This window comes from Exiguobacterium sp. AT1b (assembly GCF_000023045.1).
GTDB lineage: Bacteria > Bacillota > Bacilli > Exiguobacteriales > Exiguobacteriaceae > Exiguobacterium.
In genome coordinates this window covers 1,909,035-1,934,246 of the sequence record NC_012673.1, presented here as the reverse complement: position 1 = coordinate 1,934,246, position 25,212 = coordinate 1,909,035, and the positions used below count along the sequence as shown (strand labels likewise).

The following is a 25,212-nucleotide window of genomic DNA, read 5'->3' as shown; positions in this document are numbered from 1 at the left end:
ATTTTTCTGAAACTGCTGTATACTGTATGTATTGGATATGAGAGAGGAGCCTTGCCCTTATGAAGTTATTCGTATTAGGCGCAACCGGTCGGACCGGACATCAATTCATCGATCAAGCCATCGAGCACGGTCATGACGTCACCGCGTTCGTACGTGAACAGAAAAAGTTGATTCGGACCCCACAACTTGAAATCATCGAAGGTGACTTATATGACATCGATGCGTTAACAGAAGCGATGCACGGTCATGATGCGGTCATCAGCTGTCTCGGAACGGATTTGAGCGATCCGGACTTTTTAGCGAGTGTCACGGACAAGCTCGTCCCAGCGATGAAGACGAATGGCATCTCACGCGTCGTCTATTTGGCTTCAGCCGGGATCGACAATGAGATCCCGGGACTTGCAGGAAAAGCCATTACGTTCATGCTCCGGAAGCCGCTCCGTGATCATCGGGCAGCCGTGGACTTGTGGCGAAATTCGTCATTCGATTATACGATTGTACGACCGATGCAATTGACGGACGGACCTCGCACTTCGACGTATCGCACGGCCATCGATGAAGTGCCAGAGAACGGGAAACACATCTCACGGGCAGACGTCGCCCAGTTCATGCTTCATGCGATTGAAGAACAGGAACACGTACGGGAGTCAGTCGGACTGGCGTACTAATTTGATCCAATTCATGCTACAATATCGGGTAGTTTACTTTGAAAGGAACGAAAACGAATTATGAGTATATTAACGGTACAAAACTTGAGCCACGGCTTTGGTGACCGCGCTATTTTGAACGATGTCTCTTTCCGCCTCTTAAAAGGGGAACACATCGGTCTCGTCGGAGCGAACGGTGAAGGAAAATCGACGTTCATGAACATCATCACACGCAAACTGCAACCGGATGAAGGCAAAATCGAATGGGCGAAAAACGTCCGTGTCGGTTACCTGGATCAACATGCGGTGCTCGAGCGCGGGATGACGATTCGCGACGTCTTGAAAGGTGCTTTCCAATACTTGATCGACATGGAGACGCGCATCGGCGAACTCTACATGGAGATGGGCGACGCGACACCGGAACAGATGGAAGACATGCTCGCGGAGGTCGGTGAGCTTCAAGAGACGCTCGACTCGAACGACTTTTACATCATCGATGCGAAAGTAGAAGAAGTCGCACGCGGTCTCGGTATTCTAGACGTCGGTCTCGACCGTGATGTCACGGACTTGTCAGGTGGACAGCGTACGAAAGTATTGCTCGCGAAGTTGCTTTTAGAGAAGCCAGATATCTTGCTCCTCGATGAGCCGACCAACTATTTGGATGAAGTGCATATCGAGTGGTTGAAACGCTATCTCCAAAACTATGACAATGCCTTCATCTTGATCTCACACGATATCCCGTTCTTAAATAGCGTCATCAACTTGGTCTACCATATGGAAAACCAAGAGTTGAACCGCTACGTCGGGGACTATGACAAGTTCATGGAAGTGTACGAGATGAAGCGTTCGCAACTTGAAGCCGCCTATAAGCGTCAGCAAGCCGAAATCGCGGATTTGAAAGACTTTGTTGCCCGAAACAAAGCGCGTGTGTCGACACGAAACATGGCGATGTCACGTCAGAAGAAACTCGATAAGATGGATGTCATCGAATTGAGTGCAGAACGTCCGAAACCAGAATTCCGCTTCTTGCAGGCACGTACATCGGGGCGCCTCATCTTTGATGCGAAAGGTCTCGTCATCGGATACGATGAGCCACTCTCACGTCCGCTCGACCTTCAGATGGAGCGCGGTCAAAAGATTGCCCTCGTCGGAGCGAACGGAATCGGGAAGACGACGCTCTTGAAGAGCTTACTCGGCTTGATCAACCCGCTTGAAGGAACAGTCGAACGTGGTGAGTTCCTCGAAATGGGTTACTTCGAACAGGAAGCCGCATCAAGCAACAACACGTGTATCGAAGAGATTTGGAGCGAATTCCCGTCACTCAACCAACAGCAGGTGCGCGCGATGCTCGCGAAATGCGGTCTCATGACGAAGCACATTGAAAGTAAAATCTCTGTCCTCAGTGGTGGAGAAAAGGCGAAAGTACGTCTTTGCAAACTCTTAAACAACGAAACGAACTTACTCTTACTCGATGAGCCGACGAACCACTTGGACGTCGACGCGAAGGAAGAGTTGAAGCGTGCGTTGAAAGAGTACAAAGGAAGCGTCCTCCTCATCAGTCACGAACCAGAATTCTATGAGGATATCGTCACAGACGTCTGGAACTGTGAATCGTGGACGACGAAAGTATTCTAATTCAGTAAAGGACGTGTCGTATGGCTGGCCCAATTCAAACGAATGAACGGATTATCTTGTATGACATTATCCGAGGGTTTGCCCTCTGCGGCATTTTCCTCGTCAATATCCCGAGCATGCTCGGGAGCGACTGGATGTTCGGTCGTCCCGATTATTACGGGAGCGACCTGTTCGTCCGCACACTCTTCGATTTGTTCGTGCAGACGAAGTTTTATACGATTTTCTCCCTCTTATTCGGGATCGGCTTTTCGATTTTCCTCGAGCGTTCTTACGCTCGTGGCGAATCGGTCAGTCGTTACATACGCCGGATTTTGATTCTCTTCTTGTTCGGTCTGGCACACCTGGCTATTTGGTCAGGGGATATCCTCCATACGTACGCCATGTGGGGCTTATTGCTTCCCCTCTTTTACGGATTGAGCAACCGCGCCATTCTGGCGTGGGCGTGGAGTTTATTGATTGGAAGTTTCTTCTTATTTTATGGATCATCTGCACTTGTGGAATGGGCAAATGGCGGTGACTTCGATAGTGGCGCTCCATTTCCGACACCATATAATATGGGATTCGGCATTTGGTTCGACTACCGTCTACAAATTGAAATATTCGCTGCTATGTCGAATTCACTTCTTGTAGGTATTGAGATTCTTAGCTTGTTCTTGTTCGGTCTTTATATCGGACGAGAACGAAAACTTCTCACATGGTCGATTCAAGGATTGACTCGTACTGCGACCATTTGTGTCCTCTTCACTCTGCCATTTTTCGGGGTCATCATCTGGCATCATTATGGTCAAGGCGAGGCCTATTACTGGGTGAATCTTGTTGCTGTTCTCGTCTCCGGAAAACTGCTCGCTACAACGTACATCTGCCTGTTCACCATCGCCGTTCGAAAAGGTCGGACGTTCGCCCCGCTTCAAGCGCTCGGACGAATGGCACTCACGAACTATCTGACACATACGTTGATCATTGTCTTGCCAGTGATCGCACTCGGGGCGTACGGGGCGCTTTCCTTAACCGAAGGTCTATTCCTCAGCATCGCCATTTTGATTGCGCAGTCGTTCTTCTCGATGTGGTGGCTAAAGACTCACCGCTACGGACCGTTTGAGAAACTATGGCGTCTCGGAACATACGGACGACAAACAAAATCATCCTAAGATCGGACTTCATTGTCCGGTCTTTTTTTTGTACAGGTAGGAAATCCCAGATTCACATGCTATTCTGATGAAGGAAAACGCTTGCATGAATGAGGAGGAACGTATGTCACAGTCAGCTATCGAGGTCCGCGACCTCGTGAAACATTATAAAATTTTAGAGCGAGATGCCGGATTAAAAGGCGCCATTAAGGCTTTGTTTTCACGAAAGTATCGCATCAAAGAAGCCGTGAAAGGAATCGATTTATCGATTGCACCAGGCGAACGCGTCGGATATATCGGATTTAACGGTGCCGGCAAGTCCACAACCATCAAAATGCTCGCCGGTGTCCTTCGTCCCGATGCCGGTTCCGTTCGTATCTTTGGAATCGATCCGCACGAAGACCGGATTCAAAATGCTCGACAAATCGGGGCGGTTTTCGGTCAACGGACCCAATTGTTTTGGGATATTCCGGTCCGTGAGTCGTTCGACCTGCTTCGAGAAATCTATGAAGTGCCACGCGCAGAGTTCGAGGAGACTGTCGCTTGGTTCATAGCACGTCTCCAACTTGAACCACTTCTCGATGTGCCCGTCCGTCAATTATCACTTGGACAAAAAATGCGTTGTGAGCTCGCAGCCGCCTTCTTACACCGACCTCGTGTCGTATATTTGGATGAGCCAACGATTGGTCTCGATATTGACATCAAAGAGACAATTCGGGCGTTCATTCGCGAAATCAGCGATGCCTGGGGGACAACAGTCATTTTGACGACGCACGACATGCAGGATATCGAGGAAGTGTGTGACCGGGTCATCGTTCTCGATGAAGGCCGCATCATTTATGACGACCGCATCGAAACGCTCAAACAGACGTTCAACAATGAGCGCACACTTGAAATCACACTCGACGAAGGGACAACATTCACCATCCCGCCGTCGGTGACAGGACTCGTCACGGAGCTTGCGTCCGAGACAGATACCATCCAATTGGCATTCAACCATCACGAGATTTCAAGCGGACAACTGATCCGTGAAATCGTGAACTGCAATCGAGTGAAAGATTTATCCGTTGTCGTACCGAAAATGGAAACGTTGATTCGAAACTTGTATCAGCCTGAGGTGAGTGCATGAGGCTTCAAAAGTACGTAGCGCTCGCCGCCTCACAAATTAAAGTCGATATGGCTTATACGGCCTGGTACTGGGCAAGTATGTTCTCGGTGACGATGCGCCTGTTCATCTTATATTTCTTTTGGCAGGCTGTTTATGAGAATAAGACTGACGTGTCAGGCATCTCGCTCTCGATGATGTTGACGTATGCGGTGCTTGCGACGATGCTCGATCAATTCCGTGGCGGTGCCGGACGCGAACTCGCGCATCTCATCAAACATGGCGGGGTCGCCGTCGAATTACTTCGACCGTATCATTTACTGGATAAATTACTCGCTCAAGACATCGGAACAAAAACATCGACCTTTTTCCGTTCGACGCTACCGCTTCTTGTCATCGCCATGCTGTTTATCGGCGTTGACCCACCGACGTCAATTGAAAGTGCCTTCGCCTTCTCAATCAGTGTCGTGCTCGCGATCCTCCTTGCGACACTGATTGATTTGCTCGTTGGGGTGTTGTCCTTTTATACGGTGAACGTGTGGGGACTTTCTGTCTTACAGGAGGCAATCATTACGATTATGTCCGGGGCAATCATCCCGCTCACCTTATTCCCGGATTGGTTCCAGACAATCAGCTTGTATTTACCGTTCGCCTCACTCGTCTATGTGCCAGTTGCCATCTATACAGGTGGGATTGATGCATCTGCTATATGGTCGTCGATTTTGATTCAACTCGCATGGGTCGGTGCCTTCTTTATTTTTGTAAGACTTCTATTCGCGTATGCGGTTCGGAAAGTGACGGTGTTTGGCGGATGAAACGATATGCGAAACTGTATTGGCTCTATGCCAAAAATCATTTCAAAGTGATGATGGAATATCGGATGGACTTCTTGATTGGTGTGTTATCGGTCTTCGGTCAACAATTTGCCGCGCTCTTCTTTTTATCGATCGTCTTCCAACACATCGAATCGCTGAACGGTTGGGGATTTTACGAGATTTTGTTCATCTATGGCATCGCGTTTTTAGGTCGAGCCGTCCATCATATCTTTTTTGATAATCTTTGGACAATCGGCTGGCAATATATTCGTACAGGGAACTTGGACCGCATTCTCATGCGTCCTTTAAACCCGTTGTTCCAAATTGTCGCCGAACGGGTACAACAAGACGGATTTGGTCAACTCTTGATTGGGGGGAGCGTGCTCTGGCTCGCCTCGAATGAGCTCGGAATGACATGGAGTATGATGGATATCCTAGTCCTACTCATCATGGTCCTCGCGAGTGGAATGATTTATATCGCGGTGAACCTATTCTTTGCGACGTTCTCGTTTTGGATGATTGATAGTCTACCGGTCGTGTTCGCTGTATTCAGCTTGAGTGATTTTGCTCGATATCCGATGACCATCTATTCGAAGGTCATCATGTTCGTCTTAACGTATATCATCCCGTTCGGCTTTACAGCATTTTATCCGGCGATGTATTTCTTTGAAGGACGTGGATTTACCATGTTTGCATTGGCGACCCCGTTCGTCGCTATGCTCTCACTCGTCATCGCCTATCGGTTTTGGTTATATGGACTGCGTGCATTCGCAAGTACAGGATCTTAATGGAGGAAGGGTGAGTAGATGAAGATCGTTCAACAGTGGAATCAGGAAGACAGCGACTATATTCGACAGCGACTGATTGAATATAACGCATCACAATTACCTGATGAAGTGAAGCACCCCGTCGAGCATGTAAGTTTTATCGTTCGAGATGACTTCAATCAAATTGTCGGGGGCGTTACCGGAACGGTGTTTTGGTACACGATGCACATTCATTTCTTATGGGTGGACGAACAGCTTCGAGGAGAGGGATATGGAACAGAGTTGATGATGCGTATCGAACAATTGGCCATCGAGCGCCAATGCCGTCTCATCCAACTCGATACGTTCAGTTTTCAGGCACCTGACTTTTATACAAAGCTCGGGTATGAAGTTTTCGGAGTGATTGAGTACCACCCGACAGTCAATCATCAGCAATACTATTTGAAAAAGACTCTTCTCAATCAAAATTAAAACTGCAGACGAGCATACGTCTGCAGTTTCGCTCGAGGCCACGGCTTCGAGTTTTTATTTTGTCGCCGCTTCCGTTAAGAATGGCACGATTTGCTTCTTACGTGAGACGACGCCAGGAAGTGTCGCCAATCCGTTTTGAAGGGTCACGTTGAACGCTTGTTCGAAGAGTTCTGGTTTTGGTCCGACAACGATGGCTTCCGAATCGTTCGTCAAAATGTTCGTGATGGCGAATACGAACAAGTCTAAGTTTTTCGCCGCAACCGTGTTGGCAATGGCCGCCTCGACTTCCGCTTTCCGGTTCAAGACATCATTCGCATCGACCGTGTTCACTTGTGCGATTTCGACACGATAGTCGCCCATCGCGAATTCTTTCGCATCGAGTGAGATGAGTTCTTCAATCGTTTTTTGGCTAAGGTCCGCACCGGCTTTGAGCATCTCAAGACCGTATGTTTCCGCATCGACGCCAGCAATCTCCGCAAGTTCTTTCGCTGCTTTGATATCTTCATCTGTGCATGTCGGCGATTTGAAGAGAAGCGAGTCTGAGATGATGGCCGAAAGCATTAAGCCGGCCATATCCGCTGCGATTTCGACACCATGCTCTTTATACAACTTCAACAAGATTGTCGCCGTACATCCGACTGGCTCCGCACGATAGTAGAGCGGGTCTGCCGTTTGGAAGTTTGCGATACGGTGGTGGTCGATGACCTCAAGGATTCGCACGTCTTCAATCCCGTCCGCACTTTGCTGGAACTCGTTATGGTCGACCAAGATAACTTCTTCCGCCTCACCTTTCACACTCTCGATCAATCGTGGTGCTTTCACACGGAAGTGATCGAGCGCATATTGTGTTTCGCCGTTCACTTCACCGAGACGGACCGCTTCTGCGTCCATCCCTAATTTCTTTTTCAACTCGGCATAGGCGAGCGCTGATGTGATTGTGTCGGTATCTGGATTTTTATGTCCGAAGACTAGTACTGTACTCATGTCTCATTCTCCTCACTAAATAGTTTTCCCTTATCCATTATAACGTCCACGGCATTTCTTTCAATTCCCAAACAAAAAGAGCCGTGTCGGCTCTTATGCTTGTTCGTCTTCATCTGTCTCTTCGAGGTCGGAATGATCTCCTTTTGAATCTTCTTCATGGGAGATGTCCGGTTGATCTCGTTTCAACTTTTCTTTTTCTTCTTGTTCACGCTTTTCTTTGTCTGACATATCGTGTCATCCTTTCGAAAATCCGACTTGTCGTAATCTGTTCCCCAAGCCAGATTTCGTCAAACGACATTTCACTAAAAGTAAACAAACTGAAACGTCAGGCCTGCACGAAGACGATTTCTTCTCCGCGAAGTTCGACTTTCACGTCTTGTCCTTGGAACAACCACTCATCTTGTTCCGCCACGACAAAACGAATGCCGTCTTCTTCGGTCTCAACAGCCGCATTGTTCACGTCTTCTGTGATGACCCCGACAGAAAAACCGTGCGTCAAGTCTGTCGAACCTCCGTATTTGGCGAACAAACGAACCGTTTGGCCTGCTTCGACTTCCATCTCTTCTTTAAACCATTGGAGCGCTTCTGCTGTTACTTGAATCTTCATAACATCTCCTCCTCTCGACTACTCCTTTCATTCTAAACGTTTCAAAAGAGTCGAGCGAGGAAGTTGCCTAAAGTGTGGTGCCAACTTGATAGCTCACTGTCATGCCATGCGTTTCCGGTTGCGCACCATTCATTTCAGCGAGCGTCGTTTCAAATAGGCGTCGCCCGATTTCTTCATTCGGTGAGAGCATCGTCGACAGTCCGAATGCATGACCGATCGGATGTCCGTCAAACCCGAGCATGGCGACTTCCTGAGGAATCTTGATGTCTCGCCGTTGCATCTCTCCTAAAAATCCGAGGGCGACATAATCGGACGAGAAAAAGAGCGCTCGAGGACGCTCTTTTTGAGAGAGGAACGTTTCAGCTAGCCGAATACCGTCCTCACTCGTCAAATAGCCCGTCCAAATCCATTGCTCACGCGCATGCGCTACTTCATCGAAATAGGCTTGCTGACGCGCAAGGGAACTTGGACTATGGCTTCTTGACAAGATGATTCCAATCTCTTCATATCCGTATTGCTGTAACACACGAATACCTGATACGAACGACGCGTAATGATCGACATGGATCGACGAAATTGTCTCCGGTGCACCGACGGTCGCCACAGCGATCGGTCCATACGCGCGATATGTCTCCATTTCCTTAAAGGACATCTCATGAGACAAGACGATTGCCCCATCGACTTCACGGTGCTTCAATAAATCGAGCGCTTGTCGTTCCTCGCTCAGTTTATACTCCGTCTGCCACATGACGAGGCGATAATCGTGCTCGAGCGCCGCCTTGGCGAGCCCATTAACGAAGAAACCGTAATAAGGATGATCCATATAAGGTAGGATGACGACGATTCGTTGCGTCTTCCCTGTCGACAACGTCAACGCCTGTTGATTTCGCAAATACCCGAGCTCCTTCATTGCCGCATGTACACGGGTCCGTTTTTCTTTCGATACGTACGGATGCTCGTTCAGGACGCGTGAGACCGTCGTCACCGAAACGTCAGCGTGCTTTGCGATATCTCGAATGTTTGCCATTCATCTCACCTCAACTTGTCAGTCTTTGCATATAGTGTACCCACTCTGCTTGCTGACTGTCACCTCTTTCGACGACTTGACAACGAATCGCTTGAACGAGACGGAAGCGCTCTTCTAACGGCAGATGAAGAAACTCTTCCTGGAAACGGGTACACAACATTTTTCCAAACGGTGTATACAACTGATTGATGACGAGCTCGTATACGATTCCACTGCACCATGTCTTCCACGTTGTCGGTTTCATATCGGTTCCCCTCCCTTTGTCTATACCGTATCTTCTGAAACGCGTTTCAGAGCAAGCATCTTTTTTTTAAAAAGTTTATTTCCGAACATTATTTGTCTTCAACTTTCATTTTTCATGTTTTTTACTCAAAACAATTGACGGGAATCGAACATTTTTGTATAGTCATCAAGTTGATAACGTTAATTTAAGCATTTTCCTCAATTAATGTTCGGAAATAGACCGAAATAAGGAGTTATATCGATGAATATTTTTCAATTGAAACAACATGGTACGAATGTTAAACAGGAAGTGACTGCTGGGATCACAACGTTCGTGACAATGGCGTACATCTCTGTCGTCAACCCAGCGATTCTATCTGACGCAGGGATTCCGTTCGCACAAGCATTCACAGCGACAATCATTGCCATCCTCATCGGAACAGGCTTGATGGCGTTTTATGCGAACTTACCGATCGCCGTAGCACCCGGGATGGGGCTCAACGCATTCTTCGCTTACACGCTCGTCGCTCAAGAACAGATTGCCCCGTCCGCCGCGCTCGGTGTCGTCTTCGTCTCGTCCGTCTTCTTCTTGATTTTGTCGCTCTCTCCAATTCGGACGAAGTTAATTCAAGCGATTCCGACTTCGTTGAAGCATGCCATCACGACCGGAATCGGTCTTTTCATCGCTTCACTCGGATTAAAACTATCAGGTTTGATCGTTGCTGATGAAGCAAACTTGGTGCGTCTCGGTGACGTGTCTTCTCCAGAAGTACTACTTGTACTCGGTGGTTTGATCGTCTCGGCACTCCTCTTCTCACGAAACGTACCCGGTTCTTTACTCATCGGGATGGTACTCACCGGGATTGCGGCTTACTTCATGGACATCTTACAAATCGACGGTGTCACGGCGATGCCGACGCTTCCCGAGGGACTCATGGTCAACCCTGTGACGGCATTTAGTGATGTCATTCAATACGGTTTGTTCGGTGCTGTCCTCTCGTTCTTCCTCGTCACGCTTTTTGATACGACAGGTACGCTTGTCGGTGTCGGAAAACAGGCCGGTCTCTTAAAAGAAGATGGAACAATTGAGAATGGTCACCGTGCACTCTTTGCCGACTCGCTTGCCACAATGGGTGGATCACTCGTCGGAACGAGCCCGTCTACGGCATACATCGAGTCTGCTGCCGGTGTCGCGCAAGGTGGACGTACAGGGCTCACAACGGCCGTCGTCGCTGGATTGTTCGGATTGACACTCTTCTTCAGCCCACTTATCGGCGCCATCTCTGGCGTTGCGGCGATTACGGCTCCTGCACTCATCATCGTCGGGGCACTCATGTTGACGAACGTCCGGTTCATCGACTGGAGCGACTTCAGCGAATACTTCCCAGCGTTCATGACGATTTTGATCATGCCTTTGTCAGGAAGCATCGAACGCGGAATCGCCTTCGGGTTCATCTTGTACCCGATTTTCAAAGCAATGAACAAAGAGACGGTTCACCCGCTCATCTACTTGTTCGGCGCACTCTTCATCTTGGAAATGTTCTTCCTATAAATTAGACAGAAGATTCTCGTCATGTATCGAGGATTCAGTTTGTTGACAAATAACATGTTCGAACTCGTCCTTCCGGCGCCCGCGCTTTCCTCAGGCAATCCCGGAGCCGCATCGCGACCTAGGTCGCTGCTGGGTCTCCGTCGGATTGCTTTCCTGAAGGAGTCGGGGCGCCGTCGGACAAGCAACGCAAACGGTCGTCATCTGGCGGTCGTTTGTCTTTTTCTAAGGCCTCGACGGCCGAAGAAAAAGCTCGATACTTACTTCGAATCGATGTATCAGGGGAAAGGAAAGGGAAACGTCGAGCCCGCCCGTCATCGACACCATCCATCCTCCTCGGGCCCCCGTTCGTCAGACCGTGGAGGATGGATGGTGTCGACTTGTTGATCATCAGATCCGCCCCCTGTGTGTTCTTCTCACACCATTATATATGGGACGAAGGACAAAAGGTGACCAAGAACGGGCAGGCGAGACTCCTGAGGGAATAGCAAGCAAAGGGAGACCCAGCAGTGACGCAGTCGCGATGCGGCTCCCTGCTTGCCCCTAGGAAAGCGAGCTATGTCCGGATTGGGCATAAGACCTATACTTTGTCTACAGTCTGGATCCTCGTCATGTATCGAGGATCTTTTTCTGTTATACGTTCTCCTTAGCTGTTTTATATCAGAAACGAGATGAATATCGGTTCAGTGAGATACGTTATCAATTAGACAGGATTTTACAAATAAATCAGTTTTTCTCCCCATTTTTCTGTCACTTTCCTACGCTTTATGAAATAATGACGTTGAAATCGCTATCATCAGAAGAAAGAAGGAATGGCTATGCCGAATGTAGCTTTATTCGTCACTTGTCTATCTGATACGTTGTTTCCATCCGTCGGACAAGCGACAGTCGAATTACTCGAACATTTAGGATGCGAGGTGACGTTCCCTTTCGAACAGACGTGCTGTGGGCAACCCGCCTACAACAGCGGCTATCATGAGGAGACAAAAAAGATTGCCAAGCACATGATCGAAACGTTCGAACAGGCAGATGCAGAATATATCGTCGGACCATCGGGGTCGTGTGTCATGATGATGCGCGACTATCCGCATTTGTTCCAAGATGACCCTGTGTGGCGTCCTCGGGCAGAGGCACATGCCGCCAAAACGTTTGAGCTGACGCAATTTATCGTTGATGTGCTCGAAGTCACTGATGTCGGTGCCAAGTTTCCCGCCAAAGCGACCTATCATGCGTCTTGTCATATGACCCGCCTCCTCGGAATCGAAGCGGCTCCCGGAAAGTTGCTCGGAAACGTCGATGGACTGACGATGGTCCCCCTCGCGAACGTACATAACTGTTGCGGGTTCGGTGGGACGTTCTCCGTCAAGATGCCAGACGTGTCGGTGCAGATGGTAGATGAAAAAGTCGATTCCATCTTACAGTCAGGCGCAGAGGTGTTGATCGGAGCGGATGCGTCATGTTTGATGAACATCGGCGGACGTCTTCATAAACAGGGACATCCGATTAAAGTGATGCATATTGCCGAAGTCTTGAACGAAGGAGTGAAGCAAGCATGAGCATGGGGATTCGATTGGATGAGAAGTTTCAAGATCGACGAAAAGATGGAATTGAAGATGCGTTCATGCGGCAGGCCGTCAGTTCGGCTCAAAACCGTCTACGGGATGGCCGGTTGAATGCTGCAGGTGAACTCGGGGACTGGGAAGCGTTTCGCGACCATTCGGAAGAAATTCGTCAACATGTGCTGGAACATCTGGATTATTACTTATATCAATTGAGCGAGAATGTCTCAAAACGTGGTGGAAGCGTCTTTTTCGCGGAGACACCGGAAGAAGCGAACCGCTACATCCGGGAAGTCATCCGGTCGAAACAAGCCAAACATGTCGTGAAATCGAAATCGATGGTCACGGAAGAAATCGGCTTGAACGAGGCACTTCAGGAAGAAGGATGTACCGTCGTCGAGTCCGATCTTGGGGAATGGATTTTGCAACTCGACGAAGACCCACCGTCTCACATCGTCGCCCCGGCTCTGCATAAAGACCGCAACGCTGTCCATGAGACGTTCACTGCTCACGGCTATACCGGTTCAAACGATCCGACTGAACTCGGTCGTTATGCGCGTCAAGAACTGCGCAAAGACTTTTTGAAGGCAGAAGTCGGCATCACCGGCTGTAATTTCGCCATCGCAGAGAGTGGAGCCGTCGGGCTTGTGACCAATGAAGGGAACGGACGCATGGTGACGTCGCTTCCTGATACGGTCATCTCTGTCATGGGGATGGAACGCGTCGTCCCGTCTTATGAAGAGTTCGAGGTGCTCGTCAATATGCTTTGTCGAAGCGCGGTCGGTCAGCGACTCACGTCATACATCACGACATTCGCCGGGACGCGCGCGGTCGGTGAAGTCGATGGACCAGAAGAGTTCCACCTCGTCATCGTCGACAACAAGCGTTCTAATATTCTCGGCACACAGTTCCAATCGGTCCTGCAATGCATCCGTTGTGCGGCCTGTATCAACGTCTGTCCCGTCTATCGTCACATCGGTGGTCATGCGTACGGGTCGATCTATCCAGGTCCGATTGGTGCCGTCTTAGCCCCACTGCTAGATGGTTACGAGAACTATAAAGAACTCCCCTATGCGTCGAGTCTCTGTGGCGCCTGTACGGAGGCGTGTCCTGTAAAGATTCCGCTGCATGAGCTGTTGATTGAACATCGACGCGTCATCGTAGAGGAGAAAAAGCAATCACCTTTCGTGGAGCGGATTGCGATGAAAGGATTTGCCGTCACCGCTTCGAGCCCATTCTTATTCGAAGCAGCGGAACATGTCGCACCGTTTGCGACATCACCATTCGCCACCTCGGGTCAGATTGAGAAAGGGCTACCGGCTTGGACGGACTCGAAAGACTTGCCACAGCCGAACAAACAGACCGTCCGAGATTGGTTCAAGAAACGGGGGAATGCCTGATGAATCCTGGTACAATCACAAACCGTGAGGACTTTCTACAACGAATCGCCAAGCAACTCGGTCGTGAGGTCAAGCTCACGCCGCCAAAACGGGAATATACACATCGTCCGCAAGATGAGGTGTTGAAAGGCGCGAGTGAAGAAGAGCTGCTCGAGACGTTCCGCATGGTCGCGACCCGAATCCATACCGATTTGGTGGAATGTGAATCTGCGAAGCTTGATGATACGCTTCGCCTCTTGATTGAACGCTATCATGGCGCACGGATTCTCGCAGAAAACGATGAGCGAATTTCCGCTTGGGCACCTACAACAAGTGAGACGTTTGATTGGTGGGATTCGTCACAACCCGAAGCGAGTCGAGAGCTTGCCATTCGAGCGGACATCGGCATCACGATTGCGGATGCGGCATTTGCGGAAAGTGCGACAATCGTCCAATATGCGATGCCTGGTAGATCACGGACGATCAGTCTGTTACCCCAAGACCATATTGCGATCATCCCGAAATCTGTCCTTGTTCCACGTATGACGCAAACAGCACAACAACTCGCCACACTCGACCGAGACGGTCTCCATTCCCCAAACGGTGTCAATTTCATCTCTGGTCCGTCGAACTCGGCCGACATCGAGATGAACCTCATCGTCGGCGTTCATGGTCCTGTTCGAGTCTCCTATGTGTTGGTACATGATTTATAAGTATAGCCCCTCCATCGATATCGATGGAGGGGCTATGTTCATCCTGATACGGTGACGCTCCCATTTGAGCTCGTTAATTTCACTTCAATCGATCCGTCTCCAAATACGCACTCTTTCGACCGCTCTCCAAACACATCAACTTTCCCGTTTCGTGACTTCGCACGAATCGTCACATCTTCCGGACGTTCATCGACATGTAAGTCAATCTTCCCGTTGTTCGTCTTCAAGCGAATCGGTGCTTGAATCGCTTGTACGGAACAGTCTATCCGTCCATTAGAAGTTCTGGCATCGACCGCTCCCGTGACGTGATCGACATCGATTCGACCGTTCGAGGAATGGATGTTGATCCGCTCAAGCTGAGAATGTTTCGCTTCGACACGACCGTTTGAGGAATGAAGCTCCCAATCGTGCCCGTGACAGCTTGATGCGAGCACTTTTCCGTTCGATGTGCGCAGAACACCATGACGTGCTTGAATGTGATGTGCGACGATTCGACCGTTCTCACTCTCCACGTGGAACCGTTCCGCTTGGAGATCTTGTACATCACTCGAACCGTGACGATTTTTCAATTGAATCTGATGATAGGCGTGATGAGGCAATTCAACCCGAAGTACAGGTGCCTTTGACCCGAACCATGAAAACAGGTCCGAAAGACCGAAACGACGTTCGGATTCAATCCGTATCTCTAGGGTGTCCCCGACGATATCCATCACGACCCCATGATCGGTCTCCGTCTCAAGCGTCGCATACGCATAACCGTCTTGTGATGGGGTGACGAACACTTGCGCATTTTGAACTTGAATGAGGACGCTTTGGAAGGCTACGTTCGAACTTTTGACCACCGCAGGCGGTCGCGTCGAGACCGATTCTTCAATATCGACAGAGGCGAGCAATTCCGATGCGAGTATGCTCGGTTCCCCTAACTCACGTGCCAATTCTTCGTCACTTCTTCCTTCTAATCGACCACTCGTGAAATATTCCGATACGTCTCGTAAAATATCAAGCCGATCTTTCACCTTCACGTTCATCAATAATTGTTCGAGCTCTGACAAGTACTGTTCTTCATTCATCTGTCGTCTCCCCCTCGGATTAAGTCATTGACACCGTTTGTGAATACGTTCCATTCCGTTCGCAATTCAACTAAGTGTTTGCGGCCCTGTTCCGTAATTTGATAGTACTTCCGTGGAGGGCCCTCTCCAGACTCCATTAAATACGTCGTGAAATAGCCCTCTGTCGTCAATCGACGCAACAACGGATAGACCGCACCTTCTGAAATGGCCACTTTGGCCGAAATCGCCTGAACGAGCTCATACCCATAGCGGTCTTGTTCCGCGACGAGTGCTAACACACACAGGTTAAGTACGCCCTTTTTGAATTGAGGATTCATCATCCCACCCCCTACTATACATAGAACAATAGCATACTATCCACTACTGTTCAATAAACAATAGCGTTCATTTCCTTGATTTCTCAATATCTAGCATCTGAAGAGTTGAATCTGTACAATGAAAGAACGACACTCGTAGGATATTAGTCACAGTCGGAATGTTCATCATTCTAGGAAGGAACGGTCTTTATGAAGTCATGGATTGACCAACGGATCGGGAGACAATTTTTATTCGTCTTCTACTTATTCATCGGACTGATCCTCCTCACGTCGCTTGCCGTATATGTGTATACGGAAAACCAAATCGAACAGACGACGTCATCGCTCGAGAACATCAGTGAACGACGCACAAATGCGACCGAGTTGTTCGAGACATGGCAGTCGATGCAATATGAAATGCGCGGATATGTCCTCCTTGGGGATGACGCGATGTTAGAACGTGTGCAAGATAAACAAGTTTTGATTGACGAACAGACCTTTTGGTTCGAACAGAACGCAGTGACTGAGAAAGAAAAAACGTACGCGAGCGATGCGCGCACACTGTTTGTTGCGTATCAGGAACGTGTCATGCCGAGCCTTGAACGTTATGTAGCAGGAAAACGGGACGGGAGTGTGACCGAACCCTTCTTAAAGATGCCGACACTCGGGAAAGTGAATCCTCAAAAAGACCCACCGGCAGATCGTAAATTCAAAATCAATTCGAAAAGTGCGGCAGATATGAGTGCGAGCATCGTCGATATGGAAAGCGTCTTCACGGAATACCGGAACTCACTGAACGCAGAAGAGGATGCGCTCCGTGCTCAGCTTGCGACCCATACGAAGTGGGCACAAGCTCTTTGGCTCCTCTCATTACTTGGCGTCCTCTTCATTCTCTTCATCGTCGCCCGTCCATATGTGAGACGCTTAACGGGTCAACTGCAGGAGTTAATCGAAAACAGTAAGCGCCTTGCCGGAGAACGACAGCCAATCACACCGGCGGCAGCCCAATCTAAAAATGAAGTCGGTCAATTGACAACATCGTTCCGACAGATGGCTACATCTCTCACGACACAACGCTATCGGATTGAAGAAGAACGTGAGAAGACAGCGCGCCTTCTGCACTCGATTCGCGATGCCGTCATCTATGTCGAACACGCAACAAGCGAAAAAGTAGCGAACCAAGCGTTGTTCGTCTTATTCAATCAACCGATCACGAAACGAAATGAAGTCGATTTATATCGTTTAGACGCTAGCCTTGAGGAGCTTGGACTGCAGGTCGACCAAAAGGATGCCTTTTTCGCGTTCATGGAACGATCATTCGATGGACAGTGTAAAGAAGAGAGCGTCACATTCTCGATGAATCAGGAGGAGCGCTTCATTCAAATGTATGCGGAGAAGATTTACTTGCGAGGAACACGTCATGGAACGATGCTCGTTTTCCGTGACGTGACGCATGAGACCGAAGTCGACCGTCTGAAAACCGAACTCGTTTCGACCGTCTCTCACGAACTCCGGACTCCGCTCACAAGTATTATCGGATTCACTGAACTTCTTCGTTTCCGAAAGCTTTCAGCCGAACGTTCCGAAAAGTATTTAGGAATGATTCATCAAGAGACATTGCGTCTTGAAGACTTGATTTCAAACTTGCTCGATGTACAACGGATGGAGTCTGGACAACAGACGTACCATAACGAACCGGAGCGTCTATCCGCCATTCTTGAACAAGCGATCGCGGTACATCAAGGCTCAAGCCAACATCATCACATCACGTTTGATTGCACGGAAGACGTCTATGTATACGGAGACCGGACGCGACTCAATCAACTCTTCATGAACCTCCTGCACAACGCTGTGAAGTATTCGCCTCGCGGTGGCGAAATCAATGTCCGTGTCGCATGTGAACGACCGGATTGGATTGACATTTCAATTGAAGATCACGGTATCGGGATTCCCCAAACCGCGCTACCAAAATTGTTTGACAAGTTTTATCGCGTCGACAACTCCGCCAGTCGAAAAATCGGAGGGACCGGTCTCGGTCTCGCGATTTGTAAAGAAATCGCCGAAGGTCACGGTGGAACGATTCACGCTACCTCAAACATCGGCAAAGGCTCTATGTTCACTGTCAGCCTTCCCAAGTTGGATATGACCAATCAAATAAGTAGCTAAACGAAAAGAGGGTGCATCAGCGCACCCTCTTGTTTATTGGACTTTGTTCTCTGGACCAAATGACGGATAGAGCGAAAGCCCACCGTCCGCAAAGATGGTTGTCCCCGTTACATAGGACGACTCATCCGACGCGAGCCAAGCGGCAACGGCTGCGATTTGTTCCGGCTTCCCGATGACGTGAGATGGGATGAGCGCTTCTAATCCCTTCTTCTCTTCCGGGTCGCTCATCGTCTCTTCGTTGATTGGTGTATCGATTGCCCCAGGTGCGATCGCATTGACACGAATATGGTTCGGTGCATATTCGAGTGCGACGGATTTCGTGAACATTTTCACGCCACCCTTGCTGGCTGCGTAATGTGTATAACCTGGACGTGGGATGACTTCGTGAACAGAAGACATATTGATGATGTTCCCCTCGATTTCATGCTCCACGAAGTATTTTAAAGCAGCACGGACACCAAGGAACGTCCCGTTCAAGTTGACATCGATAATCTGCTTCCAGTTATCAAACTCCATCTCATGCGTTTTTGCCTCGACTTGAACGCCGGCGTTATTCACGAAAATATCCATCTTTCCAAACTCAGAGATAGCTTTCTCAATCATCTTCTCCGCGAGTCCTTCTTCCGCGACGTCCCCTTTCACGGCGACGGCTTTCCCACCAGCTGCCTCGATGCCACGGATGACTTCCTCCATCTCTTTTTCACTGCTGCGGTAATTCAGGACAACGCTCATCCCTTCTTTTGCGTAACGTTCCCCGATGGCACGACCGAGCCCCTTCGAGCTGCCCGTGATGACCGCGACCTTACCTTTTAACTCTGGATAGTTTGCCATGTCAATTCCTCCTTCATCTTCTCGGGTTTAGTTCCCGCATTCCCCTCTTCATGAAACATGATTGGCTGCATTTTGAATATTTGAAACAAATCAACTATACTGAAACAAACTATTCGTTTTCAGGAAACGCCTGAAAGACGTTTGATCTTATACTCAATGGAGGTGACTCCCCGATTTTAGGGGGAATTGTTGGACAGTCCCATGTTACTCAGCTTACTCGTCGTCGCACTTTTAATCTTTTTGACTGCCTTTTTTGTGGCAGCCGAATTTTCAATTGTGAAAGTGCGTGGCGCTCGACTCGACCAGCTCGTGCTCGAAGGAAATAAGAAAGCGGTCAGCGCGAAAAAAGTCATCGAGAATATCGACGACTCCCTTTCTGCCTCGCAGTTCGGAATCACGCTTTCTGCACTCGGTCTTGGGTGGATTGGTGCCGATCAAATCGAAACGTATATCCACACATTGGTCGAACAATTGAACATATCGCCTTCTCTCGTGACATTCTTGTCGTTTCTGATTGCCTTCTTATTGATTGCGTTCGTCCATGTCGTCATCGGTGAACTCGTGCCAAAAACGCTCGCGGTTCACGAAGCGGAGAAGTTGACGCTGCTCGTCGCACGTCCGCTCTACGTCTTCACAAAAATCTTCTATCCGTTTATTCGAGCATTGAACAGTATGGCTCGAATCACACTCCGTTTATTCGGGGTACAGACGACAGCGCAGGAAACGGCACACTCTGAAGAAGAATTGAAAATCATTATGACGGAAAGTTTCCGTAGTGGTGAGATTAACGAAAACGAATTGGCATATGTTCAAAATATCTTCTCCTTTGACGAACGGATCGCCAAAGATGCCATGGTACCACGAATGAACATGGTGACAATTGATGAAGAAGATACGATCGAAGAGATCATCGCCGTAGTAGAAGAGCACCAGTATACGCGCTATCCCGTCACACGAGATGGCGATCGTGATGACGTTCTCGGATTCGTGAATGCGAAACAACTCTTCACTGCCCAACTTTCAAAAAATGACGCGCCATTCGAATCGTTCATTCATCAATTGCCGCTCGTCACCGAGTTCACACCGCTTCAAGAAGCGATGGTGAAAATGCAAAATGCACAGACGATGATGTGTCTCGTCATCGATGAGTATGGTGGGACGGCAGGACTGTTGACGATTGAAGACATTTTAGAAGAAATCGTCGGCGAGATTCGAGACGAGTTCGATCGAGATGAGCAGGCTGAAATTACAGAAGTTGCTCCGAAACATTACCGCCTTTCAGGACTCGTTTTAACGCAAGAACTGGAGGAACGGTTCGGCATCGAAATCGAGGATGACGTCGATACGGTCGGTGGTTTCGTTTTATCACAAAAAGCGAATGCGCGAACGGGGGAACGCTTCCTTTTACCTGGCGACCATGAACTGATTGTCAGTGAAGTCGATAACCACCGCATCGTCTTCGTCGACTTGATTCTCGCCTCTCATGAAGAGGAAGAACCACTGTCTGAATGATGCATCTTTCAAACCCTTCTCTAAAATATGGAGAAGGGTTTTTCACGTTTGCACCGAACTGTCGCTATATTTTCGCCTCTTGCCGTGATATACTGCACATATGTTGCTTATTTGAGTGTCACCCACTCAATGACACAACATCACCGAAACATGGCGAGATGTTCGGTTTAAACAGAAAGAAATAGAAAGAAGGTTACGCATGGAACGCAAACTATTTTTGATTGACGGTAACTCCATGCTGGCCAGTGCTTATTATGGTGCCGCCGCGAGCCGAACGAAAAAAGGACGCGAGGTATCCAAAAACGATCGGAGTGCCGTCATCGGAATGACCGGCCTCATCCGGACGATTCTACGCAGACATCGTCCGACTCATTTTGTCGTCGTCTGGGACGTCTCACGTGAAACATTATGGCGTCGAGAACTGTACCCGGGCTACAAACGTCGCAGACGTCAAACACCGCCTGAATTGAAAGCGCAGATGGAACTCATGCGCCAACTGCTTGAGGATAGTGGAATCCCACAATTCCAAGTAGAAGGGTATGAAGGGGAAGACTTGATTGCCCACATCGCCCGTAAATTCAGTTGCAGTGCCCCTGTCGTCATCATGACAAAAGACAAAGACTTGTTACAGCTTGTCAGTCCACGAATCACCGTTTGGTTACAAACACAGGAGCTTCAGCAAATGCAGGCTCGCTGTGATATTCGTGATAATCGTCCGTTGCCGCTCAAGCGTCATTTAGAAATTCGACCAGAAGAGATTGCAGCGTTATACGAAGGATTGAAACCGAAGCAACTGTCAGCCGTCAAAGCATTGACAGGAGACCGTTCTGACGGAATCCCTCCAGTTGCCGGGCTCGACGAAAGCCAATCGGTTCAACTCATCAAACGATTCGGTTCGCTCGATAAGCTGTATTCTGCCTTGAGCATCAAAGGTGAAAAACGACAACAAGTAAATGAAACGATCGCGGCACTGACGTCAGAGGAGGTGCCCCGTAACTTGAGACGAACACGCAAAAAAGCAGAGCGCAACATGGAGCTCGTTCGACTCGATGTCACGGTGCCGGCACTTGAACATTTGAAGTTGGCTCATCTCGAGCTCAGCCTCAACCCAAAACGAGTCGAGCAAGCGTATCAAAAACGCGGACTTCGTCTCTCGTTTAACGCAAGTCAGAAGAAAACATCCGCACGTTAAAGAACGGACGCCATCAAGCGTCCGTTCTTTTAATATGCACGGTAATCCCGTCTTCATCAGTCAACGTCCATTCAGACGACGTTCCGCCTAACGCTCGGTTCGTGTCTTCATTGACGAGAAGTGTCCATGACTCAAGTCCGGTCTCCATTCCCATCGGATCACTCGGACGGGCCCACACGTTCGTCCCGATATGATGGTGATAGCCATCTGCCGCTAGGAACAGTGCCCCTGGATAAGAATCCGTCGTAATGGAGAAGCCCAGCCGATCATGGTAAAAACGTTTCGCCGCCTCGATTGAGCGTACTTTAAAATGCACGTGCCCCATCGTCGTGCCAATCGGTAAACCAGTAAACGGCCGATTGGCTGCCGCTTGAAGCATCGATTCATAGTCGACAGGCTCGGTCGCCATTTTCACATGGCCGTTTGCCTCGTACGTCCATTGGTCCTTCGGGCGGTCGGCATACAATTCAATCCCGTTCCCTTCTGGGTCACTCAAGTAGAAGGCTTCACTCACAAGATGGTCGCCTTGCCCCACTTCGACGCGTCGCTCAATAAGATGCGCCAACATGCTTCCTAACTCTATTCGGTTCGGAAATAAAATCGCTAAATGGAACAATCCTGCCGCTCGTGGATTCGTCTTCGCTTGCGGGACACTGTGCAGGATGACAAGTGGACGTTCCTTCGTACCGAGTGTAATGTGCTCTTCGCTCTCTTCTAAGACGCTCATCCCAATCACGTCTACGTAAAATCGTGTCACCTGTTCGATGTCACGGACGCGTAGCGTCACCGGTCCGAGTTCAATTTTCTCGATTTTCATACATCATCACCTCTCCTTCACTATACCCGCTCAGCTTATGTTACAGAAGTAGGCACAAAAAGGTGGTATAGTTACTTCAACGATACTATTGGAAAGGAAGAGCGACGTGACCAACATAACAAGCTGTGAAGTCGACACGGCACTCGAACTGATTACAGGAAAATGGAAACATTCCATCCTCCTCGTGTTGATCAATGGAGATACATTGCGTTTCAGTGAGTTGAAACGAGCGTTACCAAAGATCAGCCAAAAGATACTGACTGCTCAACTCCGTGACTTAGAAGAACAGGATATCGTCATTCGGACCGTCTACCCGGAAGTTCCGCCCCGTGTCGATTATCGCTTAAGTGAGTACGGGAAAACACTGATCCCGATTCTCGAAGCGATGAACGAATGGGGAATGCGTCATGCCGAACGGATGCGCTCTAATTAGTTGTCCACATGTGGATAACCCATTTTCCCTACTGAACATATCACTTATCCACAGGAGGTTGTCATGATTCGTTATCCACAGTTAACCGGTCATCAAATCGGTGTCACCGCCCCTTCATCAGGTATACCAGAAGAGTTACACCATTTATTGCATCAAGCGGAACAGAAGTTTTCCGATCGAGGGTTCACATTGCAATTCACTCCGAATGCGTGGAAACAACGATTTGGGAAGTCCGCTCCGGCTCGGGTCCGTGCACATGAACTGACATCCCTATTTCAAGATGACAATGTCGACTTGATCATTCCACCCTGGGGTGGGGAACTCTTAATGGAAATCCTCGATCAAATCGAGTGGCAGTCCTTGCCCGCAAAATGGATGCTCGGCTATTCAGATACGAGTCTATTGCTTTTTGTGTATACGCTAAAAACTGGAATCGCCTCGGCCCACGGTCCAAACTTAGTCGACTTACGTGCTGATTTGTGGGACGAGACGAGTTCACGCTGGCTCGATGTGTTGTCGACGCGGACCGACGAGACGGTCATCCAACGTTCGTCCGAGAAGTTCCAAAACGAATGGCAGTTTGACAACCCGACGCCACATCTGTTTCATCTGACGGAAACGACCGAATGGAGAGCGATTGGCGGTCAGAATGCAACAGGACGCTTGCTCGGTGGATGCCTCGATGTGCTCTTACATACAATCGGGACACCATATGGAGACGTCAAGACGTTCCAGCGCGAACATCTGAATGACGAGCCGATTCTTTGGTATTTTGAAAATGCTGAGCTAAACGTTCCGGCATTAAAAAGGACCCTCCTTCAAATGAAGTGGGCCGGTTGGTTCGATCATACGTCTGGTATTCTGTTCGGACGGAGTGACGCCCCATCTATCCATCAAGACTATACGGCCGAGATGGTGTATGAGGAACTCCATCACATGTTAGAGGTTCCGATTTTTTACGATATCGACTGTGGACACGTTCCGCCTCAAATGACGCTCGTCAATGGAGCACACGCATCCGTCCAAGTCGAGCATGGCAAAGGGACATTGATTCAAACGTTCAAGGGCTGATTCGTCAGCCCTTGATTTGTTGTAGCAATGTCTCTAAACGTTTGCGAAACAGTCCTTGCGGGAATTCAGCTACTTGTTCTTCGATAACTGGCACCCAATCATCCCCACAACCGTTCAATGTTCCTCTTAATAAACCTTCGTAGTAAATCGCGATATCGACTAAACTATGTGCTTTCCACTCGTCTCGATTTTCCCATAATGCCAATAAACACTCTCTTCCTTTTTCTGATTCTCCTCGAAAAGCGTAGTACACCCCTTTCGCCATCGAAATCGCCGCAATGAACGGCTCGATCTCTGTCGTGAGTGATTCCATCAACTTGACGTTTTCTCCTAACAGATCAATATGTCGATATTCCATCGCATAGAGTGCTTCGGAAAGTGCCACTTTGATTTCTGCCAAGCGGTCTTCCGTGAATTGAATGTATTGCTTCGCCTTTTGTAACGACTCACGAACTTGCTTTTCATCGTTCAAATAGAGCGCACAAATCGAAATGGTGCGATACACGTCGTCCGCACGGTAGTAGATTCTTGTCCGTTTCATATACTCGAGCACGTCTTCAAGCTGTCGAATCGAATCTTCCAAATCCTCGTCACAAAGAAGATTTTTAAAGACAATCAACATGACATACTCAGTTCTTGTTTTCGCTTTCATGTATTTCGCATCAAGAAGTTCAATTGCGTCAATCCGTTCAAGCGATTCCTCATATCGATTCCACATCAATAAATAATAAGCCTGGCTGATTCGTCCCATTGCCAATTCATCAGATTCACCTAGCTTCTCAAAAATTTCAATGGCGCGGTCGTAGTAGGTCAATACCTTTTCGTTTTCCCCTTCTTGAAAATACGTATCCCCGTACAACATGTATGCTTTACCTTGCCAAACGGAGTTCATTTCTTCTTTTAAGTATGGGGAAAGCATCTGTCGTATTTCTTGATCTGGACGCGAAACGAGTGTCATTTCTTCATATTCTAACTGTTCGACCATCGTCTGTAGTTCAGCTTCTTTCGGGTCAGTCAATAACTGTTGCATCGAGACATCTAACCGACTTGCGAGTTCTCGTAAGCTACGCATTGATGCCTCCGCTTTCCCATTTTCAATCATACTGAGCATCGATTTCGTGACGATCCCTTCCGCTAACTGCGTTTGAGTCATTTTTTTCTGTTTTCGTAATGTTTTAATGCGCTCACCAATCATATTCCACCTCTAAAAGTTAAAT

General features: G+C 48.8%; 27 protein-coding genes. 16 read left to right on the top strand and 11 right to left on the bottom strand.

Annotation, left to right across the window (positions count from 1 at the left end; genetic code table 11):
- Window positions 1–59 precede the first annotated feature (59 nt).
- From EAT1B_RS10005 to EAT1B_RS09975, 7 genes are all read left to right on the top strand, one after another.
- A complete protein-coding gene (locus EAT1B_RS10005; RefSeq protein ID WP_015880458.1) occupies window positions 60–668 on the top strand; it encodes an NAD(P)-dependent oxidoreductase in 609 nt (202 codons plus the stop codon).
- A gap of 60 nt (window positions 669–728) precedes the next feature.
- Window positions 729–2,282, top strand: a complete 1,554-nt coding sequence (locus EAT1B_RS10000; protein ID WP_015880457.1) for an ABC-F family ATP-binding cassette domain-containing protein — start codon at window positions 729–731, stop codon at window positions 2,280–2,282.
- A gap of 20 nt (window positions 2,283–2,302) precedes the next feature.
- Complete coding sequence (locus EAT1B_RS09995; RefSeq protein WP_015880456.1) at window positions 2,303–3,430, top strand: DUF418 domain-containing protein; 1,128 nt, start codon at window positions 2,303–2,305, stop codon at window positions 3,428–3,430.
- A 103-nt stretch (window positions 3,431–3,533) separates the two neighbouring features.
- Window positions 3,534–4,538, top strand: a complete 1,005-nt coding sequence (locus tag EAT1B_RS09990) for an ATP-binding cassette domain-containing protein (RefSeq protein WP_015880455.1) — start codon at window positions 3,534–3,536, stop codon at window positions 4,536–4,538.
- A complete protein-coding gene (locus EAT1B_RS09985; RefSeq protein WP_015880454.1) occupies window positions 4,535–5,329 on the top strand; it encodes an ABC-2 family transporter protein in 795 nt (264 codons plus the stop codon). The genes EAT1B_RS09990 and EAT1B_RS09985 overlap by 4 nt, the downstream gene beginning before the upstream one ends.
- The gene (locus EAT1B_RS09980) at window positions 5,326–6,117 is read left to right on the top strand and encodes an ABC transporter permease (RefSeq protein WP_015880453.1); all 792 of its coding nucleotides are present in this window, start codon (window positions 5,326–5,328) and stop codon (window positions 6,115–6,117) included. Before EAT1B_RS09985 ends, EAT1B_RS09980 begins: the two co-directional genes overlap by 4 nt.
- A gap of 18 nt (window positions 6,118–6,135) precedes the next feature.
- Entirely contained in the window at window positions 6,136–6,567 is a 432-nt protein-coding gene (locus EAT1B_RS09975) for a GNAT family N-acetyltransferase (protein WP_015880452.1), read from the top strand.
- Window positions 6,568–6,621: 54 nt separating this feature from the next.
- Here the strand turns inward: EAT1B_RS09975 and EAT1B_RS09970 are convergent, their stop codons facing one another.
- The 5 genes from EAT1B_RS09970 to EAT1B_RS09955 form a co-directional block, all read right to left on the bottom strand.
- Complete coding sequence (locus EAT1B_RS09970) at window positions 6,622–7,551, bottom strand: manganese-dependent inorganic pyrophosphatase (RefSeq protein WP_015880451.1); 930 nt, start codon at window positions 7,549–7,551, stop codon at window positions 6,622–6,624.
- A gap of 93 nt (window positions 7,552–7,644) precedes the next feature.
- On the bottom strand, window positions 7,645–7,779 hold the full coding sequence (locus tag EAT1B_RS16135) for a hypothetical protein (RefSeq protein ID WP_015880450.1): 135 nt from the start codon (window positions 7,777–7,779) through the stop codon (window positions 7,645–7,647).
- Between the two features lie 97 nt (window positions 7,780–7,876).
- The gene (locus tag EAT1B_RS09965) at window positions 7,877–8,158 is read right to left on the bottom strand and encodes a HesB/YadR/YfhF family protein (RefSeq protein WP_015880449.1); all 282 of its coding nucleotides are present in this window, start codon (window positions 8,156–8,158) and stop codon (window positions 7,877–7,879) included.
- Window positions 8,159–8,225: 67 nt separating this feature from the next.
- Entirely contained in the window at window positions 8,226–9,185 is a 960-nt protein-coding gene (locus EAT1B_RS09960; RefSeq protein ID WP_015880448.1) for a LacI family DNA-binding transcriptional regulator, read from the bottom strand.
- Between the two features lie 10 nt (window positions 9,186–9,195).
- Window positions 9,196–9,429: a hypothetical protein gene (locus EAT1B_RS09955; protein ID WP_015880447.1), complete on the bottom strand. Its 234-nt coding sequence runs from the start codon at window positions 9,427–9,429 to the stop codon at window positions 9,196–9,198.
- Window positions 9,430–9,675: 246 nt separating this feature from the next.
- Between EAT1B_RS09955 and EAT1B_RS09950 the strand changes: the two genes are divergently transcribed.
- Entirely contained in the window at window positions 9,676–10,959 is a 1,284-nt protein-coding gene (locus tag EAT1B_RS09950) for an NCS2 family permease (RefSeq protein WP_041918125.1), read from the top strand.
- A gap of 118 nt (window positions 10,960–11,077) precedes the next feature.
- Here the strand turns inward: EAT1B_RS09950 and EAT1B_RS09945 are convergent, their stop codons facing one another.
- A complete protein-coding gene (locus tag EAT1B_RS09945) occupies window positions 11,078–11,347 on the bottom strand; it encodes a hypothetical protein (RefSeq protein ID WP_015880445.1) in 270 nt (89 codons plus the stop codon).
- 427 nt (window positions 11,348–11,774) lie between these two features.
- Between EAT1B_RS09945 and EAT1B_RS09940 the strand changes: the two genes are divergently transcribed.
- Genes EAT1B_RS09940 through EAT1B_RS09930 form a run of 3 tightly spaced genes read left to right on the top strand, consistent with a single transcriptional unit; the run spans window position 11,775 to window position 14,607 of the window.
- Window positions 11,775–12,512: a (Fe-S)-binding protein gene (locus EAT1B_RS09940; RefSeq protein ID WP_015880444.1), complete on the top strand. Its 738-nt coding sequence runs from the start codon at window positions 11,775–11,777 to the stop codon at window positions 12,510–12,512.
- A gap of 2 nt (window positions 12,513–12,514) precedes the next feature.
- Complete coding sequence (locus tag EAT1B_RS09935; RefSeq protein WP_041918124.1) at window positions 12,515–13,915, top strand: LutB/LldF family L-lactate oxidation iron-sulfur protein; 1,401 nt, start codon at window positions 12,515–12,517, stop codon at window positions 13,913–13,915.
- A complete protein-coding gene (locus tag EAT1B_RS09930) occupies window positions 13,915–14,607 on the top strand; it encodes a lactate utilization protein C (RefSeq protein WP_015880442.1) in 693 nt (230 codons plus the stop codon). The genes EAT1B_RS09935 and EAT1B_RS09930 overlap by 1 nt, the downstream gene beginning before the upstream one ends.
- Before the next feature lie 38 nt (window positions 14,608–14,645).
- On the opposite strand, the gene EAT1B_RS09925 is transcribed toward EAT1B_RS09930, so the two are convergent.
- Both EAT1B_RS09925 and EAT1B_RS09920 read right to left on the bottom strand, forming a co-directional pair.
- A complete protein-coding gene (locus EAT1B_RS09925) occupies window positions 14,646–15,677 on the bottom strand; it encodes a DUF4097 family beta strand repeat-containing protein (protein ID WP_015880441.1) in 1,032 nt (343 codons plus the stop codon).
- On the bottom strand, window positions 15,674–15,994 hold the full coding sequence (locus EAT1B_RS09920; RefSeq protein WP_031424354.1) for a PadR family transcriptional regulator: 321 nt from the start codon (window positions 15,992–15,994) through the stop codon (window positions 15,674–15,676). The genes EAT1B_RS09925 and EAT1B_RS09920 overlap by 4 nt, the downstream gene beginning before the upstream one ends.
- Before the next feature lie 189 nt (window positions 15,995–16,183).
- Here EAT1B_RS09920 and EAT1B_RS09915 point away from each other — a divergent pair, with 189 nt between their 5' ends.
- Window positions 16,184–18,139, top strand: coding sequence for an ATP-binding protein (locus tag EAT1B_RS09915; RefSeq protein WP_015880439.1), 1,956 nt, complete (start codon window positions 16,184–16,186; stop codon window positions 18,137–18,139).
- A gap of 33 nt (window positions 18,140–18,172) precedes the next feature.
- On the opposite strand, the gene EAT1B_RS09910 is transcribed toward EAT1B_RS09915, so the two are convergent.
- Window positions 18,173–18,970: a glucose 1-dehydrogenase gene (locus EAT1B_RS09910; protein ID WP_015880438.1), complete on the bottom strand. Its 798-nt coding sequence runs from the start codon at window positions 18,968–18,970 to the stop codon at window positions 18,173–18,175.
- Window positions 18,971–19,159: 189 nt separating this feature from the next.
- On the opposite strand from EAT1B_RS09910, the gene EAT1B_RS09905 reads away from it, so the two are divergent.
- Together EAT1B_RS09905 and EAT1B_RS09900 are read left to right on the top strand one after the other, a co-directional pair.
- Complete coding sequence (locus EAT1B_RS09905) at window positions 19,160–20,482, top strand: hemolysin family protein (RefSeq protein WP_015880437.1); 1,323 nt, start codon at window positions 19,160–19,162, stop codon at window positions 20,480–20,482.
- Between the two features lie 199 nt (window positions 20,483–20,681).
- Window positions 20,682–21,674, top strand: coding sequence for a 5'-3' exonuclease H3TH domain-containing protein (locus tag EAT1B_RS09900; RefSeq protein WP_015880436.1), 993 nt, complete (start codon window positions 20,682–20,684; stop codon window positions 21,672–21,674).
- 13 nt (window positions 21,675–21,687) lie between these two features.
- Here the strand turns inward: EAT1B_RS09900 and EAT1B_RS09895 are convergent, their stop codons facing one another.
- On the bottom strand, window positions 21,688–22,491 hold the full coding sequence (locus EAT1B_RS09895) for a VOC family protein (protein WP_015880435.1): 804 nt from the start codon (window positions 22,489–22,491) through the stop codon (window positions 21,688–21,690).
- Window positions 22,492–22,597: 106 nt separating this feature from the next.
- Here EAT1B_RS09895 and EAT1B_RS09890 point away from each other — a divergent pair, with 106 nt between their 5' ends.
- Together EAT1B_RS09890 and EAT1B_RS09885 are read left to right on the top strand one after the other, a co-directional pair.
- On the top strand, window positions 22,598–22,924 hold the full coding sequence (locus tag EAT1B_RS09890; protein ID WP_015880434.1) for a helix-turn-helix domain-containing protein: 327 nt from the start codon (window positions 22,598–22,600) through the stop codon (window positions 22,922–22,924).
- Between the two features lie 63 nt (window positions 22,925–22,987).
- Window positions 22,988–23,995, top strand: coding sequence for a S66 peptidase family protein (locus tag EAT1B_RS09885; protein ID WP_015880433.1), 1,008 nt, complete (start codon window positions 22,988–22,990; stop codon window positions 23,993–23,995).
- Between the two features lie 4 nt (window positions 23,996–23,999).
- Here EAT1B_RS09885 and EAT1B_RS09880 read toward each other — a convergent pair whose 3' ends face one another.
- Window positions 24,000–25,190 carry a helix-turn-helix domain-containing protein gene (locus EAT1B_RS09880; protein ID WP_015880432.1) on the bottom strand — a complete coding sequence of 397 codons (1,191 nt, stop codon included), beginning with the start codon at window positions 25,188–25,190 and terminating at the stop codon, window positions 24,000–24,002.
- Between the last annotated feature and the right edge of the window lie 22 nt (window positions 25,191–25,212).